Annotated in this window: 14 protein-coding genes; 11 read left to right on the top strand and 3 right to left on the bottom strand. The window is 73.0% G+C overall.

Going from position 1 to position 13,434, the window contains the following annotated elements:
- Positions 1-12 precede the first annotated feature (12 nt).
- Positions 13-1,131, bottom strand: a complete 1,119-nt coding sequence (locus tag OHA91_RS06350; protein WP_328738797.1) for a nucleotide disphospho-sugar-binding domain-containing protein — start codon at positions 1,129-1,131, stop codon at positions 13-15.
- Between the two features lie 160 nt (positions 1,132-1,291).
- On the opposite strand from OHA91_RS06350, the gene OHA91_RS06345 reads away from it, so the two are divergent.
- The 4 genes from OHA91_RS06345 (at position 1,292) to OHA91_RS06330 (ending at position 5,331) form a co-directional block, all read left to right on the top strand.
- Complete coding sequence (locus tag OHA91_RS06345; RefSeq protein ID WP_031147000.1) at positions 1,292-2,062, top strand: NAD-dependent epimerase/dehydratase family protein; 771 nt, start codon at positions 1,292-1,294, stop codon at positions 2,060-2,062.
- Positions 2,059-3,264 (top strand): acyl-CoA dehydrogenase family protein, encoded by a 1,206-nt coding sequence (locus OHA91_RS06340; RefSeq protein ID WP_031147003.1) that lies wholly within the window; start codon positions 2,059-2,061, stop codon positions 3,262-3,264. The genes OHA91_RS06345 and OHA91_RS06340 overlap by 4 nt, the downstream gene beginning before the upstream one ends.
- Positions 3,261-4,367, top strand: coding sequence for a methyltransferase (locus OHA91_RS06335; RefSeq protein ID WP_245240010.1), 1,107 nt, complete (start codon positions 3,261-3,263; stop codon positions 4,365-4,367). The genes OHA91_RS06340 and OHA91_RS06335 overlap by 4 nt, the downstream gene beginning before the upstream one ends.
- A 70-nt stretch (positions 4,368-4,437) precedes the next feature.
- Positions 4,438-5,331, top strand: coding sequence for an alpha/beta fold hydrolase (locus tag OHA91_RS06330; protein WP_031147007.1), 894 nt, complete (start codon positions 4,438-4,440; stop codon positions 5,329-5,331).
- A gap of 13 nt (positions 5,332-5,344) precedes the next feature.
- Here the strand turns inward: OHA91_RS06330 and OHA91_RS06325 are convergent, their stop codons facing one another.
- Both OHA91_RS06325 and OHA91_RS06320 read right to left on the bottom strand, forming a co-directional pair.
- A complete protein-coding gene (locus tag OHA91_RS06325; protein WP_031147009.1) occupies positions 5,345-5,965 on the bottom strand; it encodes a mycothiol-dependent nitroreductase Rv2466c family protein in 621 nt (206 codons plus the stop codon).
- A gap of 27 nt (positions 5,966-5,992) precedes the next feature.
- Positions 5,993-6,427, bottom strand: a complete 435-nt coding sequence (locus tag OHA91_RS06320) for an ester cyclase (RefSeq protein WP_031147011.1) — start codon at positions 6,425-6,427, stop codon at positions 5,993-5,995.
- A 248-nt stretch (positions 6,428-6,675) separates the two neighbouring features.
- Between OHA91_RS06320 and OHA91_RS06315 the strand changes: the two genes are divergently transcribed.
- The 7 genes from OHA91_RS06315 to OHA91_RS06285 are packed head-to-tail and all read left to right on the top strand — an operon-like array spanning position 6,676 to position 13,401.
- The gene (locus OHA91_RS06315; RefSeq protein ID WP_031147013.1) at positions 6,676-7,026 is read left to right on the top strand and encodes an antibiotic biosynthesis monooxygenase family protein; all 351 of its coding nucleotides are present in this window, start codon (positions 6,676-6,678) and stop codon (positions 7,024-7,026) included.
- Entirely contained in the window at positions 7,026-8,306 is a 1,281-nt protein-coding gene (locus tag OHA91_RS06310) for a beta-ketoacyl-[acyl-carrier-protein] synthase family protein (RefSeq protein ID WP_266494033.1), read from the top strand. Before OHA91_RS06315 ends, OHA91_RS06310 begins: the two co-directional genes overlap by 1 nt.
- Positions 8,303-9,523: a ketosynthase chain-length factor gene (locus OHA91_RS06305; RefSeq protein WP_031147017.1), complete on the top strand. Its 1,221-nt coding sequence runs from the start codon at positions 8,303-8,305 to the stop codon at positions 9,521-9,523. The genes OHA91_RS06310 and OHA91_RS06305 overlap by 4 nt, the downstream gene beginning before the upstream one ends.
- A gap of 8 nt (positions 9,524-9,531) precedes the next feature.
- Entirely contained in the window at positions 9,532-10,317 is a 786-nt protein-coding gene (locus OHA91_RS06300; RefSeq protein WP_031147019.1) for an SDR family NAD(P)-dependent oxidoreductase, read from the top strand.
- A 30-nt stretch (positions 10,318-10,347) separates the two neighbouring features.
- Entirely contained in the window at positions 10,348-11,301 is a 954-nt protein-coding gene (locus OHA91_RS06295; RefSeq protein ID WP_031147021.1) for an aromatase/cyclase, read from the top strand.
- Entirely contained in the window at positions 11,301-12,617 is a 1,317-nt protein-coding gene (locus OHA91_RS06290; RefSeq protein WP_031147023.1) for an activator-dependent family glycosyltransferase, read from the top strand. The genes OHA91_RS06295 and OHA91_RS06290 overlap by 1 nt, the downstream gene beginning before the upstream one ends.
- Positions 12,610-13,401, top strand: a complete 792-nt coding sequence (locus tag OHA91_RS06285) for an SDR family NAD(P)-dependent oxidoreductase (RefSeq protein WP_051892705.1) — start codon at positions 12,610-12,612, stop codon at positions 13,399-13,401. Before OHA91_RS06290 ends, OHA91_RS06285 begins: the two co-directional genes overlap by 8 nt.
- Positions 13,402-13,434: the final 33 nt, after the last annotated feature.

The following is a 13,434-nucleotide window of genomic DNA, read 5'->3' as shown; positions in this document are numbered from 1 at the left end:
TCCCGCGGCCCCTCAGACGAGGGACTCCAGGCGCCCGACGAGCGCGGCGGGGGACGGCATCGCCGCCGCCTCGTCGCGTACCTCGGCCGCGGCCGCCCGCATCCCCTCGTCCTCCAGCAGGGCCCGGAACTCCGCCGTGCCGACGACTCCCGCCGACGTCCCGATCGCGATGCCCCGCTCGACGACCGCGCGCTCGTTGTCCTTCTGGTCCGGGCTGAGCGGCATCACGCACTGGGGCACGCCCAGGGCCACCGCGACCGCCGACGTACCCGACCCGCCGTGGTGGATCAGCCCGTGACAGGTCCGCAGCAGCGGACCCAGGGCGAGCCAGTCCACCGTCCTCACGTTCGGCGGCAGTTCGCCCAGCAGCGACGGATCACCGCCGCCGAGGGTGACGACGAACTCCGCGTCCGTGCCGGCCGCCGAGGCGACGAGCGGCGCCAGCACGGCGAGCCCGCCCCACAGGCCGGCGATCGACCCGAGCGTGACGGCGATCCTGGGCCGTCGCGGCGGCTCCAGGAGCCAGCCGGGCAGCTCGCCGTTGCCGTTGAAGGGCACGTACCGGAACGGGACGTCGTCCTCCGCCCGCACCCGCTCCGGAAGGAGCTCCAGCAGGCTCGGCGGTATCGAGTTGAGCCGGAAGCCGGGCGCCGGCACCGGTGCGACGTCGTGCCGCACGTAGTGCTCCTTCATGTGATCGCGCATCAGGCCGGCGATGAGCGGCGCGCTGTCGGCCGGACCGGTGACCACCGACACGGCGGGCACGCCGAGCGCCCCCGCCACCAGCGGTCCTGCGCCCTGGAGCGGCGAGTGGACGATCAGGTCCGGCGACCAGCCGCGGGCGACCTCCAGCAGCCGGTCCACGGTGACGCCCGAGACCCTGGCGAAGAGCGCGGCGACGAACTCGTCCCCGCCGTCGACGCTGAAGTCGATCTCCTCGGGCCGGAACACCGTCGCATAGTCGAGCCCGGGGGTCACATCGACGACGTGGACGCCCGCCGCGGCCACCGCGCCGACGTCACCGCCCTGGGCGAACAGCACGTCGTGACCTGCCGCGGTCAGCGCGTGCGCCAGGGGCACCGACGGGAAGATGTGCCCCAGCCCTGGGGAGTTGACGAACAGTACGCGCATGGGGACTCCTCGCCTCATGAAAGGGGTGGGGTGCTGGTGCCACGCTCCCCCCGCGTCCTTGAAGGCTCACGGAGCCTTGTTGAACACGCCCTTCGAGCGTCTTTCGACACCCGGCTGCCAGGGTCGGTGCCCCCAGCGAGCCGAAGGACTGCCTTGTCAGATGGAGATCATCGGGAACGGGTTCCTCGCACGACATCTCGCACCGCTCTCGGCCGGGCATCCCGGAGTGACGGTGCTGGCCGCGGGCGTGCCCACGCATCCGCTGCCCGACGCCGAGCACCGGCGTGAGGCCGCCCTCGTCGAAGACGCGATCCGGCACTGCCTGCGCAGGGACCGGATGCTCGTCTTCTTCTCCACCGTCAGCATGTACGGCGGTCCGGGAGGCCCCGGCGACGAGGACGGCCCGCAGGTCGCCTCCACCCGCTACGGGCAGCACAAGCTCGACCTCGAACGGCTGGTCAAGGCCTCCGGGGTGCGCCACCTCGTCCTGCGGCTCGGCTACGTACTGGGCCCGGACGAACCCGGCTTCCGCCTTCTGACGGCGCTCGTCACCCAGGTCCTGGCCGGCCGGGTGCGCGTCCAGCGCGGAGCCCGCCGGGACATGATCCACGTGGCCGACTTCACCACCGTGGTGGACGCCCTGCTCCGTACCGGGGTGTGCGACGAGACCGTGAACGTCGCGTCCGGGGACTGCGTCGAGGTCGCCGACGTCGTGCGCCACCTCGAACAGCGCCTCGGGGTCACGGCCCACTGGCAGGTCACCGACGACAGCATCGAGCACTGCCCCTCGGTACGGAAACTGCGGCGGCTGGTGCCCGGGCTCGAACGGCTGGGATTCGGGCCGGGATACCACCGGTCCGCCATCGACCGATATCTGGCGGCGACGCGTCCCGCGGACGTCATCCGGAGGGAAAGGACGGAAACGCCATGACGGCGGGAGACCTGACCGAACCGCGCACACCCGAGGGCCACGCACTGCTGGAGGTACTCGACCGGCACCTGCCGGACCTCGCGGCCGGCGCCGCGGAGCACGACCGCAACGCCGCCTTCCCGCTGGACGCGGTCCGCCGCATGGGCGCCGACGGCGTCCTCGGCGCGACCGTGCCACGGGAGTTCGGCGGACTGGGCGTCACCAGCGTCCACGACGTGTGCCTCGCCGTGAAGCGCATCGCCGAGGCCGACGCCGCCGTCGCCCTGTCGCTGCACATGCAGTTCAGCCGTGGGATCACCATGTCGTACGAGCGCGAGCACGCAGCCGGCACGGGGCGCGCCCTGGCCGAGCGGCTGCTCCGGCTCATGGGCACCGAACGGGCCCTGATCAGCGGCGCCCTCAAGGACGCCGGCGTCACCACCGAGCTGGTGCCCGCGGACGACGGCGGCTGGCGGCTCACCGGCCGCAAGATCCTGGTCAGCATGGCCCCGTTCGCCACCCACCTCGTCGTCGCGGCGCAGACCCGCCCCGCCTCGGGGCCCGCACGGATCGCCTCCGCGTTCCTGCCCGCCGACACCCCCGGCCTGAAGGCGCCGGACACCTGGGACGGCATGGGCATGCGGGCCTCCGCCAGCACCGAGGTCGTCTTCGAGGACTGCCCCGTCCCCGCGGCCGACGTCTTCCTGCGCGGACCGGTCGGCGTACGCAACGACGCCGCGATGGCGGGCCAGACCGTCAGCTCCATCGGACTGCTCGGCGTGTACGCCGGGATCGCGCAGGCGGCACGCGACTTCGCCGTCGCCGGCATCGCCCGGCGCGGCGGACAGCCGGCGGCCGCCGTCCGCACCCTGGTGGCGGAGCTCGACGTGAAGCTGTACACGCTCCGCACGGCGCTCGCGGCGGCCCTGACCAACGCCGACCACCACGCGCACCGCACGACGGTCGACCCCGACGAGCGCGGTCGGCTGATGATGGCGCCCTTCCAGTACGCGAAGCTCGTCGTCAACCGCACCGCGGCCGACATCGTCGAGGACAGCATGACCCTCATGGGCGGGGCGTCCTTCACCACGAGCCACCCCCTGTCGCGCCACTACCGCGACGTCCGCGCCGGCTGGTTCATGCAGCCCTTCACCTACGCCGACGCCGTCGACCACCTGAGCGCGCACGCGCTCGGCACCGACCTGGAGGGCAGCACGTCGTGAGCGGTACGAGGAACGGGACCGGCGGCGGCGCCGACCGGGAGCAGAGGCCGGCGGACGACGGGCCCGTGGAGGAACGGCCCGTCGACGCCCTCGTGCGGATGTCGAACCTGGTGACCCCCATGGCCCTGCGGGTCGCGGCCACCCTGCGCCTGGTGGACCACCTGCGCCGGGGCGTCACCAGCCCCGAGGCCCTCGCCCGGGCGACCGGAGCGGACGCCGACGCCCTGTCGCGGCTCATGCGGCACCTGGCCGCCGCCGGCGTGCTGGAGGAGACCGCACCGGGCCGCTACGCGCCGACCCGCCTCGGCGACCTGCTCGCCGAGGACGACCCGTCACGGCAGCGCTCCTGGCTCGACCTGGACCAGGCCGTCGGCCGCGCGGACCTGACCTTCCTCGACCTGCGCGAGGCCGTCCGCACCGGGCGGCCGCAGTACGAGGACCGCTACGGCAAACCGTTCTGGACGGACCTGTCGGAGGACGCGGAACTCGGAGCGTCCTTCGACACCCTGATGACGACCCGGGAGGACGCCGCCTTCGCCGCGCCCGTCTGCGCGTACGACTGGAGCCGGGCCCGGCACGTGCTCGACGTGGGCGGCGCACCGGGCGGACTGCTCAGCGCGATCGTGCGGGCCGCGCCCGGCGCGCGCGGCACCCTGCTGGACCTGCCGGGAGCGGCGCAGCGGACGCGCGAGCGCATCGCCGCGGCCGGTCTGGACGACCGCATCGACGTCGTCGCCGGCGACTTCTTCGACGAACTGCCCGTCTCCGCCGACGCCGTCGTGCTGTCGTTCGTCCTCCTCAACTGGTCGGACGCGGACGCCCTGCGGATCCTGGCGCGCTGCCGCGACGCCCTGCGGCCCGGAGGCCGGATCGTCCTGCTGGAGCGGGCCGAGGCGCCGTCCGGCGGCACGCGGACCTCCGACCTGTACTTCAGCGTGCTCGACATGCGCATGCTCGTGTTCCTCGGAGGCCGCGTCCGCACCGACCGCGAATGGGCCGCCCTGGCCGACGCCGCGGGTCTGCGCATCGTCTCCAGGTCCGGGCCGCTGGTCTCGCCGAGCGTGCCCCTGGACTCCTGCCTGTGGGAGCTGGCCCCGCACTGAGCCCGTACCCGACCACCAGCACCGCCCATCCACGGAACCAGGGGTTCCAGGAGCCGAGAGGGATACCGAAGTGGCAGAACGTATCGTCACGTCGAAGGACGTGCAGCTGTGGAGCGAGGACTTCGGCGACCCCGCCGACCCCACCGTGCTGCTGGTGACGGGCGGGAACCTCACCGCGATGAGCTGGCCCACCGAGTTCGTCGAACGGCTCGTCGCCGACGGGCTGCACGTGATCCGCTACGACCACTGGGGGGTGGGCCGCTCCACCGGCTGGGACCCGGCCGAGCGCCCGTACAGCTACCTCCGGCTGGCCGCCGACGCCGTCGCGGTGCTCGACGGCTGGGACGTCGAACGGGCCCACTTCGTCGGCATGTCGATGGGCACGGTCCTGTGCCAGCTGGTCGCGCTCGACCACCCGGGGAGGATGCTCAGCATGTCGATGATGCTCGGCGGCGCACTCGACGTGGACTTCCCCGGCAACATCCGCCGCGCCTTCGCCGGCGAGCCGTCCGCCGACGGACTGCCCCTGCCCCAGGAACGCTTCCTCGAGGCGCTCGCCGTCATGAACGAGGAAGTGGACGGCCCGGAGGCGGAACTGGAGCGGCGGGTGCGCCGGTGGAAGCTGTTCTCCGGAGACGAGACCGCCTTCGACGAGGCCGACTTCCGGCGGTGGGAACAGCAGGCCATCGACCACTCCGGCGCCCTCACCGAGCCCCAGGTGCACTACGCGGTGCAGCCGCCGCCCCGGGAGCGCGCGCCCGAGCTGCGCGACGTACGGGTCCCCACCCTGGTGATCCAGGCCATGCAGGACCCGATCGCGCCCCCGCCCCACGGACGCCACCTCGCCGGTCTGATCCCGGGCGCGGAACTGGTCGAGATCGAGGGCATGGGCCACGCGCTGCCGCGCTCGGTGCACCCGCCGCTCGCCGAGGCCGTGCTGAAGCACGTGCGCCGGGTCGGATGACCGGCCGTCCGCCTCAGTCGGCGAGCTCGAACCGGGGCTCCTCGGTCCGGGTGCGCTTGACCTCGTAGAAGCCCGGAACACCGGCCATCAGCAGCAGACCGTCCCACAACCGGCCGGCCGTCTCCCCCGTGGGCGCGGGGGAGACGACCGGACCGAAGAAGCCGACCCGTTCGCCGCCCGGCCGGACGACCGACACCACCGGGGTGCCGATGTCGCCGCCGGCCAGCGCGACGGCCTGCGCGTGCGAGGACCGGACGGCCCCGTCGTACTCCGTGGAACCGGCGACTTCCGCGATCTCCTCCGGCAGCCCGGCATCGGCCAGGGCCCCCGCCAGGTTCCCCCAGTCGCCCTGGAGGTGGAAGCGGTTGCCCATCGCCGTGAAGAGGTCACCGAGCGCCTGCTGGCCGAACCGCTCCTCGACCGCGGCGCAGACCCGCACCGGCGCCCACATGTAGTCCTCCCACTCGCCCTCGGGGTTGTCGTCCCGGTGCTCGTTGAGCACCGACAGGCTCATCACCCGCCAGTGCACGGTCACCGGCCGCACCTTGGTGACCTCCACCAGCCACCGCGAGGTGATCCACGTGTACGGGCAGACGGGGTCGAACCAGAAGTCCACGGTCCGCTGTTCGGTCATCGATCGGCGCTCCTCACACGGCTCTCTCTAGCGGCGCCAGCCGTCCGGCTCCGGCCACGGCTCGCCGAGCTGGCGGTACGTGCTCTGGTACTCCGGCCAGTCCCGGTGGTCCCTGATCCTGCCGTCGACGACGCGCAGCAAGTGGATCTGTTCCCCGGAGAAGCGGCGGCCGGTCGGCGCGATGCCGACCATGGGGCCGACCTGACGGCCGTAGAGCACCAGGTAGGCCCGCACCCAGTCGCCCCGCTCCTCGATCCTGACCTCCTCCAGATGCGCTTCCTCGGAGAAGGTCTTCCGCACCCAGGCTACCGCCATGGCGAACGCGTCGGGCCCTTCACCGAGCCCGTGCTCGATCGTGGCCGGATTCAGATACTCCGGGTGGATGAACTCGTGGACGTCGTCGGTCCTGCCGGTGTTGTACGCCGCGATCATCCGCCGCACGGCTTCGATGTTCCGACTCACTGGGTGCCTCCGGCTCTCGGTGTGCTCGTTGCCGACGAGCATCCCAACACCCTGATCGGCAGCGGATCGACGTTCGCTCGAGCCGGCCCTCCACGGCCCCTCCACGTCCCCTCCACGGCCGCTCGACCCCCGACCGGGCACGGCCGCCGCCGGTCCAGACGCTGTTGAGCGGGCTGCGAGACCCGACGCCCACGTTGGACGACGCCACATCGTCAGAGCCCGACGCCGGACCTGAAAAGAGGCGTGAGATGCAACCGAACGACCTTGATCCCAGCGGGAGCGGGGTGGTCACCTTCATCAACAGATTCACCGTGCACGCCTCGCCCGAGGAGTTCGAGAAGGCCTTCGCCGAGACCGGACGGCACCTGGCCGGCCGGGACGGATTCCTGCGGTACACGCTGCACCGCCACGCCGAGGACCCGACCCGCTGGGTCAACATCGCACACTGGCGCGACGCGCGGGCCTTCCGTGCCGCCGTGGGCGCACCCTCCTTCCCCCAGCACGTCGCCCGGCTTCGGGAACTGAGCACCAGCGAGCCCGGTCTGTACGTCCCCCGGCAGTACGTGCCGGCGGAGCGGGCGGCGACGGAGGGCCTCTGATGGACGCCTCCACGGGCCGCCGCGTCGTCATCACCGGCATCGGGGTCGTCGCCCCGGGAGCCGTGGGGCGCAAGCCCTTCTGGGACGCCCTGACCGCCGGGCGCACCGCCACCAGGAGGATCACCTTCTTCGACCCCGGCCCCTACCGCTCGCAGATCGCCGCCGAGGTCGACTTCGACCCGCTGGGCGAGGGACTGACCCCGCAGCAGGTCCGGCGGATGGACCGGGCCGCGCAGTTCGCCGTGGTGAGCGCCCGCGAGGGCGTCGCCGACAGCGGGCTGGACCCCGCGGGGCTCGACCCCGCGCGCACCGGTGTCGCCATCGGCAGCGCCGTCGGCTGCACCATGAGCCTGGAGGACGAGTACTCCGTCGTCAGCGACGGCGGCCGCCACTGGAACGTGGACGCCTCCTACGCCGGACGCCACCTCTTCGACTACTTCGTGCCGCACTCGATCGCGGCCGAGGTCGCCCGCGACGTCGGCGCCGAAGGACCCGTGTCGCTCATCTCGACCGGCTGCACCTCCGGACTGGACTCGGTCGGGCACGCGGTGGAGCTGATCCGGGAGGGCACGGTGGACGTCATGGTGGCCGGCGCCACCGACGCCCCGATCTCGCCCATCACCGTGGCCTGCTTCGACGCGATCAAGGCGACCACACCGCGCAACGACGAACCCGGCCTGGCCTCACGGCCCTTCGACCGGACCAGGAACGGCTTCGTCCTCGGCGAGGGCGCCGCGGTCTTCGTCCTGGAGGACGCCGAGCACGCCCGCCGGCGCGGCGCGTACGTGTACGCCGAGATCAGCGGCTTCGCCTCCCGCTCCAACGCCTTCCACATGACCGGACTGCGCCCGGACGGACGGGAGATGGCCGAGGCGATCCGCGTGGCGATGCTGCGGGCCGGGGTCGCCCCGGGGGACATCGACTACGTCAACGCGCACGGCTCGGGCACCCTCCAGAACGACCGGCACGAGACGGCGGCCTTCAAGAGGGCGCTGGGCGAGGACGCCTACCGGGTGCCCGTCAGCGGCATCAAATCGATGATCGGCCACTCGCTGGGGGCGATCGGCTCGCTGGAGATCGCGGCCTGCGCCCTCACCATCGAGCACGACACCATTCCGCCCACCGCCAACCTGCACGAGCCAGACCCCGAATGCGACCTGGACTACGTGCCGTTGACCGCGCGCCGACAGCCCGTGGACACCGTACTGACCGTGGGCAGCGGCTTCGGCGGCTTCCAGAGCGCCATGGTGCTGCGCAGCCCGGAGAGGGCGGCGTCATGACCTCCACCGCTGTGATCACGGGCATGGGCGTGATCGCGCCGACCGGCCTGGGCGCGGAGTCCCACTGGAGCCGCACGCTGGCCGGACGGGCCGCGATCGGCCGGATCAGCCACTTCGACGCCGAGCGCTACCCGAGCCGGCTGGCCGGCGAGATCGCCGGCTTCGATCCGCGCGAACACGGCATCCCCAGCCGGCTGCTGCCGCAGACCGACCACATGACCCGGCTGTCCCTGGTCGCCGCCGAATGGGCGATCAAGGACGCCGGGGTGGACCTCGCGGCGATGCCCGAGTACGGCGTGGGCGTGGTCACGGCCAGTTCGGCCGGCGGGTTCGCCTTCGGCCACCGGGAACTGCACAACCTCTGGAGCAAGGGACCGGAGCACGTCAGCGCCTACCAGTCCTTCGCCTGGTTCTACGCCGTCAACACCGGCCAGATCTCCATCCGGCACGGCCTGCGCGGCCCGGGCGGCGTGGTCGTCACCGAACAGGCCGGCGGCCTGGACGCCCTGGCCAAGGCCCGCCGCCAACTGCGCGACGGCGTCCCGATGGTGATCGCCGGCGGCGTCGACGGCTCCCCCTCGCCCTGGGGCTGGGTCGCCCAGCTGGCCGGCGGCCGCATCAGCACCGCCGACGATCCCGAGCGGGCGTACCTGCCCTTCGACCAGGACGCCGCCGGCCACGTACCGGGCGAGGGCGGCGCGCTGTTCGTCCTGGAGACCCCGGAGTCGGCACGCGCCCGGGGCGTGCGGTCCTGGTACGCGGAGATCGCCGGCCAGGCGTCCACCTTCGACCCGGCGCCCGGCAGCGGCCGCCCGTCCACCCTGCGGCGGGCCGCCGAACTCGCCCTCGACGAGGCGGGACTGGAACCGGGCGACATCGACGTGGTGTTCGCCGACGCCGCGGGCGTCCCCGACCTGGACCGCGCCGAGGCACAGGCCGTCCGCGAGCTCTTCGGCCCGCAGGGCGTCCCCGTGACCGCGCCCAAGACGATGACCGGACGGCTCGGCGCCGGCGGGGCGGCACTGGACCTGGCGACGGCCGTGCTGTCCATCCGGGACGGGGTGATCCCGCCGACGGCCAACGTGCGCCGCCCGGTCGCCGAGTACGGCATCGACCTGGTCAGCGCCCCCCGCCACGTACCGGTGTCCGCCGCGCTCGTGCTGGCCCGGGGACACGGCGGCTTCAACGCGGCCGCGGCCTTGACCCGACAACGATGAGGAGAGACATGCCCGCCCAAGACGACCGCCACGCCCTGGTCACCGGTGCCACCAGCGGCATCGGGCTCGCCATCACCACCCTGCTGTGCGAACTCGGCCAGCGCGTGTTCATCTGCGCCCGCGACGAGGAGAACGTCGCACTCACCGTCGAACGCCTCCGCGAGAAGGGGTACGAGGTCGCGGGCCTGGCGTGCGACGTACGCTCCACCGAACAGGTCGGCGCCCTCGTGCGGGCCGCCGTCGACCGGTACGGGCCCGTGGACGTGCTGGTGAACAACGCCGGCCGCAGCGGGGGAGGCCCCACCGCGCAGATCACCGACGAGCTGTGGCTCGACGTCATCGACACCAACCTCAACAGCGTCCTGCGGATGACCCGCGAGGCGCTCACCACCGGCGGCATGCTCGAACGGGGCACGGGCCGAGTTATCAACATCGCCTCGACCGGCGGCAAGCAGGGTGTGGTGCTGGGCGCCCCGTACTCCGCGTCCAAGCACGGCGTCGTCGGCTTCACCAAGGCGCTGGGCCTGGAACTGGCCCCCACCGGCATCACCGTCAACGCGGTCTGCCCGGGCTACGTGGAGACGCCGATGGCCCAGCGGGTCAGGCAGGGGTACGCCGCGGTCTGGGACACCACGGAAGAGGCCGTGCTGGAACGGTTCGAGGCGAAGATCCCGCTCGGCAGGTACACCACCCCGGAGGAGGTCGCCGGCCTCGTCGGCTACCTCGTCACCGACCGGGCCGCACCCGTCACTGCGCAGGCGATCAACGTCTGCGGCGGACTGGGCAACTACTGACGGCCGTCCGAGGACCAGGAGACCCGCACCATGACGAACAACCACCGAGCCGAGCACCGGATCACGGTGCAGGCACCCGCCCGCACCGTCTACGGCCTGATCGCGGACGTCGAATCGTGGCCGCGGGTCTTCCCCCCGACCGTGCACGTGGACGTCCTCGACCGGACCGCCGGCGAGGAGCGCATCCGCCTCTGGGCGACCGCCAACGACGCCGTCAAGACGTGGACCTCGCGCCGCGTCCTCGACCCCGGCGGACTGCGGGTGGGCTTCCGCCAGGAGGTGTCCCAGCCGCCCGTCGCCGCCATGGGCGGCGAATGGACCGTCGAACCGCTGTCGGACACCGTATCGCTGGTCCGCCTGACCCACGACTTCCGGGCCGTCGACGACGACCCGGAGGGCGTGGAGTGGATCACCCGCGCCATCGACCGCAACAGCGACGCGGAACTGGACGCGCTCCGGCGGGCCGCCGAGCAGGCCTCCGGCACCGGCGCCGACGACCTGTCGCTCGAGTTCGACGACGTGGTGGAGGTGGCCGGCGACCCCGCCGACGTGTACGACTTCCTCTACGACGCCCGGCGGTGGCAGGAGCGGCTGCCCCACGTGAACCGGGTCGAGCTGGAGGAGAGCACCCCGAACCTCCAACTGCTGGAGATGGACACGCTCACCCCGAACGGCGCCGTCCACACCACGAAGTCGGTCCGGGTCTGCTTCCCCTCGGCCGCCATCGTCTACAAGCAGCTCAGGACACCCGCCCTGATGACCGTCCACAACGGCCTCTGGCGGATCGCGAAGAGCACCTCCGGGTGCACCGTCACCTCGACGCACACGGTCGTCCTCAGCCGGGACGCCGTCGTCCCCGTCCTCGGCGAGGGCGCCACGGTCGGGGACGCGCGCACCTTCGTCCGCGACGCGCTCGGCCGCAACAGCACGGCGACGATGCTGCTCGCCAAGGAGCACGCCGAGCGAGCGGCACGGGAGCGCTGATGCGCGTCCTGTTCACCACCTTCGGCGCGCGCAACCACGTCCACGCCCAGGTCGCGCTCGCTTGGGCGCTGCGGGCCGCCGGGCACGAGGTCTGCGTGGCCAGCCACCCCGACCTCGCCGAGGTCATCGCCCGCACCGGACTGACCGCCGTCCCGGTCGGCCGCGAGCTGGGCGAGGAACGACTGATGGAGGAGCTGCGGGAACGCGAGGACGCCTCCCGCGAGACCTACGACGAGGACGCCCCGGACGCCCAGCTGCTGCTGGCGATGGACGAGCTGCGCCCGGAGAAGCTGACGTACGACCACATGCACGGCGTGTTCACCGCGATGACCTCGGCCGTCTTCCAGAACTACTCGTCGGCCGAGATGATCGACGACCTGGTCGGATTCGCCCGCGGCTGGCATCCCGACCTGGTGATCTGGGATCCGCTGACCTTCGCCGGAGCCGTCGCCGCCCGGGTCACCGGGGCGGCCCACGCCCGGCTGATGTTCGGGCTGGACCTGGTCGGGCGCATGCGCGAGAGCTATCTGGCGCAGGTGCGCCGACGGCCCGCCGCGCTGCGCGAGGATCCCCTGCGGGAGTGGCTGGGCACGGTGATGGAGCGCTACGGCGGAGAGTTCACCGAGGACCTGGTGACCGGCCAGTGGACCGTCGACCCCGTGCCGACCTCCCTGCGGCTGCCGGCGGACCTGCCCTACGTACCCGTGCGCTGCGTCGCCTACAACGGCAGGGGCAGCGTCCCGGACTGGCTGCGCGAGGCGCCCCGGCGCCCCCGGGTGTGCCTGACGCTGGGCGTCTCCCACCGCGAGGTGATGGGCGGCGACCAGGCGTCCGTCGGCGAGCTGATCGAGGCGGTGGCCGGACTGGACGTGGAGGTGGTCGCCACCCTGGACGCCCGCCAGCTGCGCGAGGTCGGCAGCCTTCCGCCCAACGTCCGCGCCGTCGACTTCGTCCCGATGGACGTGCTGCTGCCGACCTGCTCGGCGCTCGTCAGCCACGGCGGGTCCGGCACGGTGCACGCGGCGTTCCTGTACGGCGTCCCGCAGATCCTCGTGCCGGGCACCATGTGGGACAACGCGATCCGCGCGGACCTCGTGCAGCGGTCGGGCGCCGGACTGCGCCTGGACGCGCAGACCCTGACCGCCGCCGCCCTGCGCGACGCGCTCACCCGTGTCCTGACCGAGCCGTCCTTCACGGCCGGCGCCGAGCGGCTGCGCCGGGAGACCCTCGCCACCCCGTCCCCCCGGGACGTCGTCCCGCTGCTGGAGTCGCTCACCGCCGAACACCGCGACGACCTTGTGAGGAACCATGTCTGACGCAGCACCCCTGCCCCCGGTCACGGCTCCGCCCCCGGCCCCGCGGTCGGTCGTGGTCACCGGAGGCGGCTCCGGCATCGGCAGGGCGATCGCCCACGCCTTCGCCGACGAGGGCGCGGCCGTCCTCGTCGTCGGCCGCACCGCCGCCGACCTCGCCGGCACGGCGAAGGGGTACGACACGATCAGGACGCTCGCCGTCGACCTCACCGGGGCCGATGCGCCCCGGGAGGTCGTGGAGACCGCGGTGCGCGAACTGGGCGGGATCGACGTCCTGGTGAACAACGCCGCGGCCCTGGGCCACCGCGCCCTCGCCGACGTCGACCCCGAGCAGGTGGCCGCCCAGCTCGGCACCAACCTGGCGGTGCCCGTGCTGCTCACCCGGGCCGCGCTCGACGCCCTCGCCGCCGACGGCGGCGGCACCGTGGTCAACATCGGCTCGTCCGGTGCGCGCGGATCCAGGGCCTGGCCGGGCAACAGCGTGTACGGCGCCGCCAAGGCCGCCCTGGACTTCCTCACCCGCAGCTGGGCGGTCGAACTCGCGCCGCGCGGCATCCGGGCCGTCGGCGTCGCGCCCGGGCTGGTCGATTCCGGCTTCGCGGAGCGGGCGGGCATGTCGCCCGAACAGTACGACGGCATGCTCCACCACGTGGGCGCGCTGACGCCCCAGGGCCGTGTCGGCACCCCCCAGGAGATCGCCTGGTGGGTCACGCACCTCACTCGGCCCGAGGCCAGCCACCTGACCGGCGCCGTACTGCCGGTCGACGGCGGGCTCTCCCTGACATGAACCGGTACGACCCCCACAGCGGTACGGGACCAC

This window comes from Streptomyces erythrochromogenes (genome assembly GCF_036170895.1).
GTDB classification, from domain to species: domain Bacteria; phylum Actinomycetota; class Actinomycetes; order Streptomycetales; family Streptomycetaceae; genus Streptomyces; species Streptomyces erythrochromogenes.
Note: the sequence above shows the minus strand (reverse complement) of the source record. Positions and strands in the feature narration are given on the sequence as shown.

Coding starts and splice junctions, on each gene's coding strand:
- OHA91_RS06350 (WP_328738797.1), bottom strand. CDS start 1,131: ATGCGCGTACTGTTCGTCAACTCCCCAGGGCTGGGGCACATCTTCCCG.
- OHA91_RS06345 (WP_031147000.1), top strand. CDS start 1,292: ATGGAGATCATCGGGAACGGGTTCCTCGCACGACATCTCGCACCGCTC.
- OHA91_RS06340 (WP_031147003.1), top strand. CDS start 2,059: ATGACGGCGGGAGACCTGACCGAACCGCGCACACCCGAGGGCCACGCA.
- OHA91_RS06325 (WP_031147009.1), bottom strand. CDS start 5,965: ATGACCGAACAGCGGACCGTGGACTTCTGGTTCGACCCCGTCTGCCCG.
- OHA91_RS06315 (WP_031147013.1), top strand. CDS start 6,676: ATGCAACCGAACGACCTTGATCCCAGCGGGAGCGGGGTGGTCACCTTC.
- OHA91_RS06310 (WP_266494033.1), top strand. CDS start 7,026: ATGGACGCCTCCACGGGCCGCCGCGTCGTCATCACCGGCATCGGGGTC.
- OHA91_RS06305 (WP_031147017.1), top strand. CDS start 8,303: ATGACCTCCACCGCTGTGATCACGGGCATGGGCGTGATCGCGCCGACC.
- OHA91_RS06300 (WP_031147019.1), top strand. CDS start 9,532: ATGCCCGCCCAAGACGACCGCCACGCCCTGGTCACCGGTGCCACCAGC.
- OHA91_RS06295 (WP_031147021.1), top strand. CDS start 10,348: ATGACGAACAACCACCGAGCCGAGCACCGGATCACGGTGCAGGCACCC.
- OHA91_RS06290 (WP_031147023.1), top strand. CDS start 11,301: ATGCGCGTCCTGTTCACCACCTTCGGCGCGCGCAACCACGTCCACGCC.
- OHA91_RS06285 (WP_051892705.1), top strand. CDS start 12,610: ATGTCTGACGCAGCACCCCTGCCCCCGGTCACGGCTCCGCCCCCGGCC.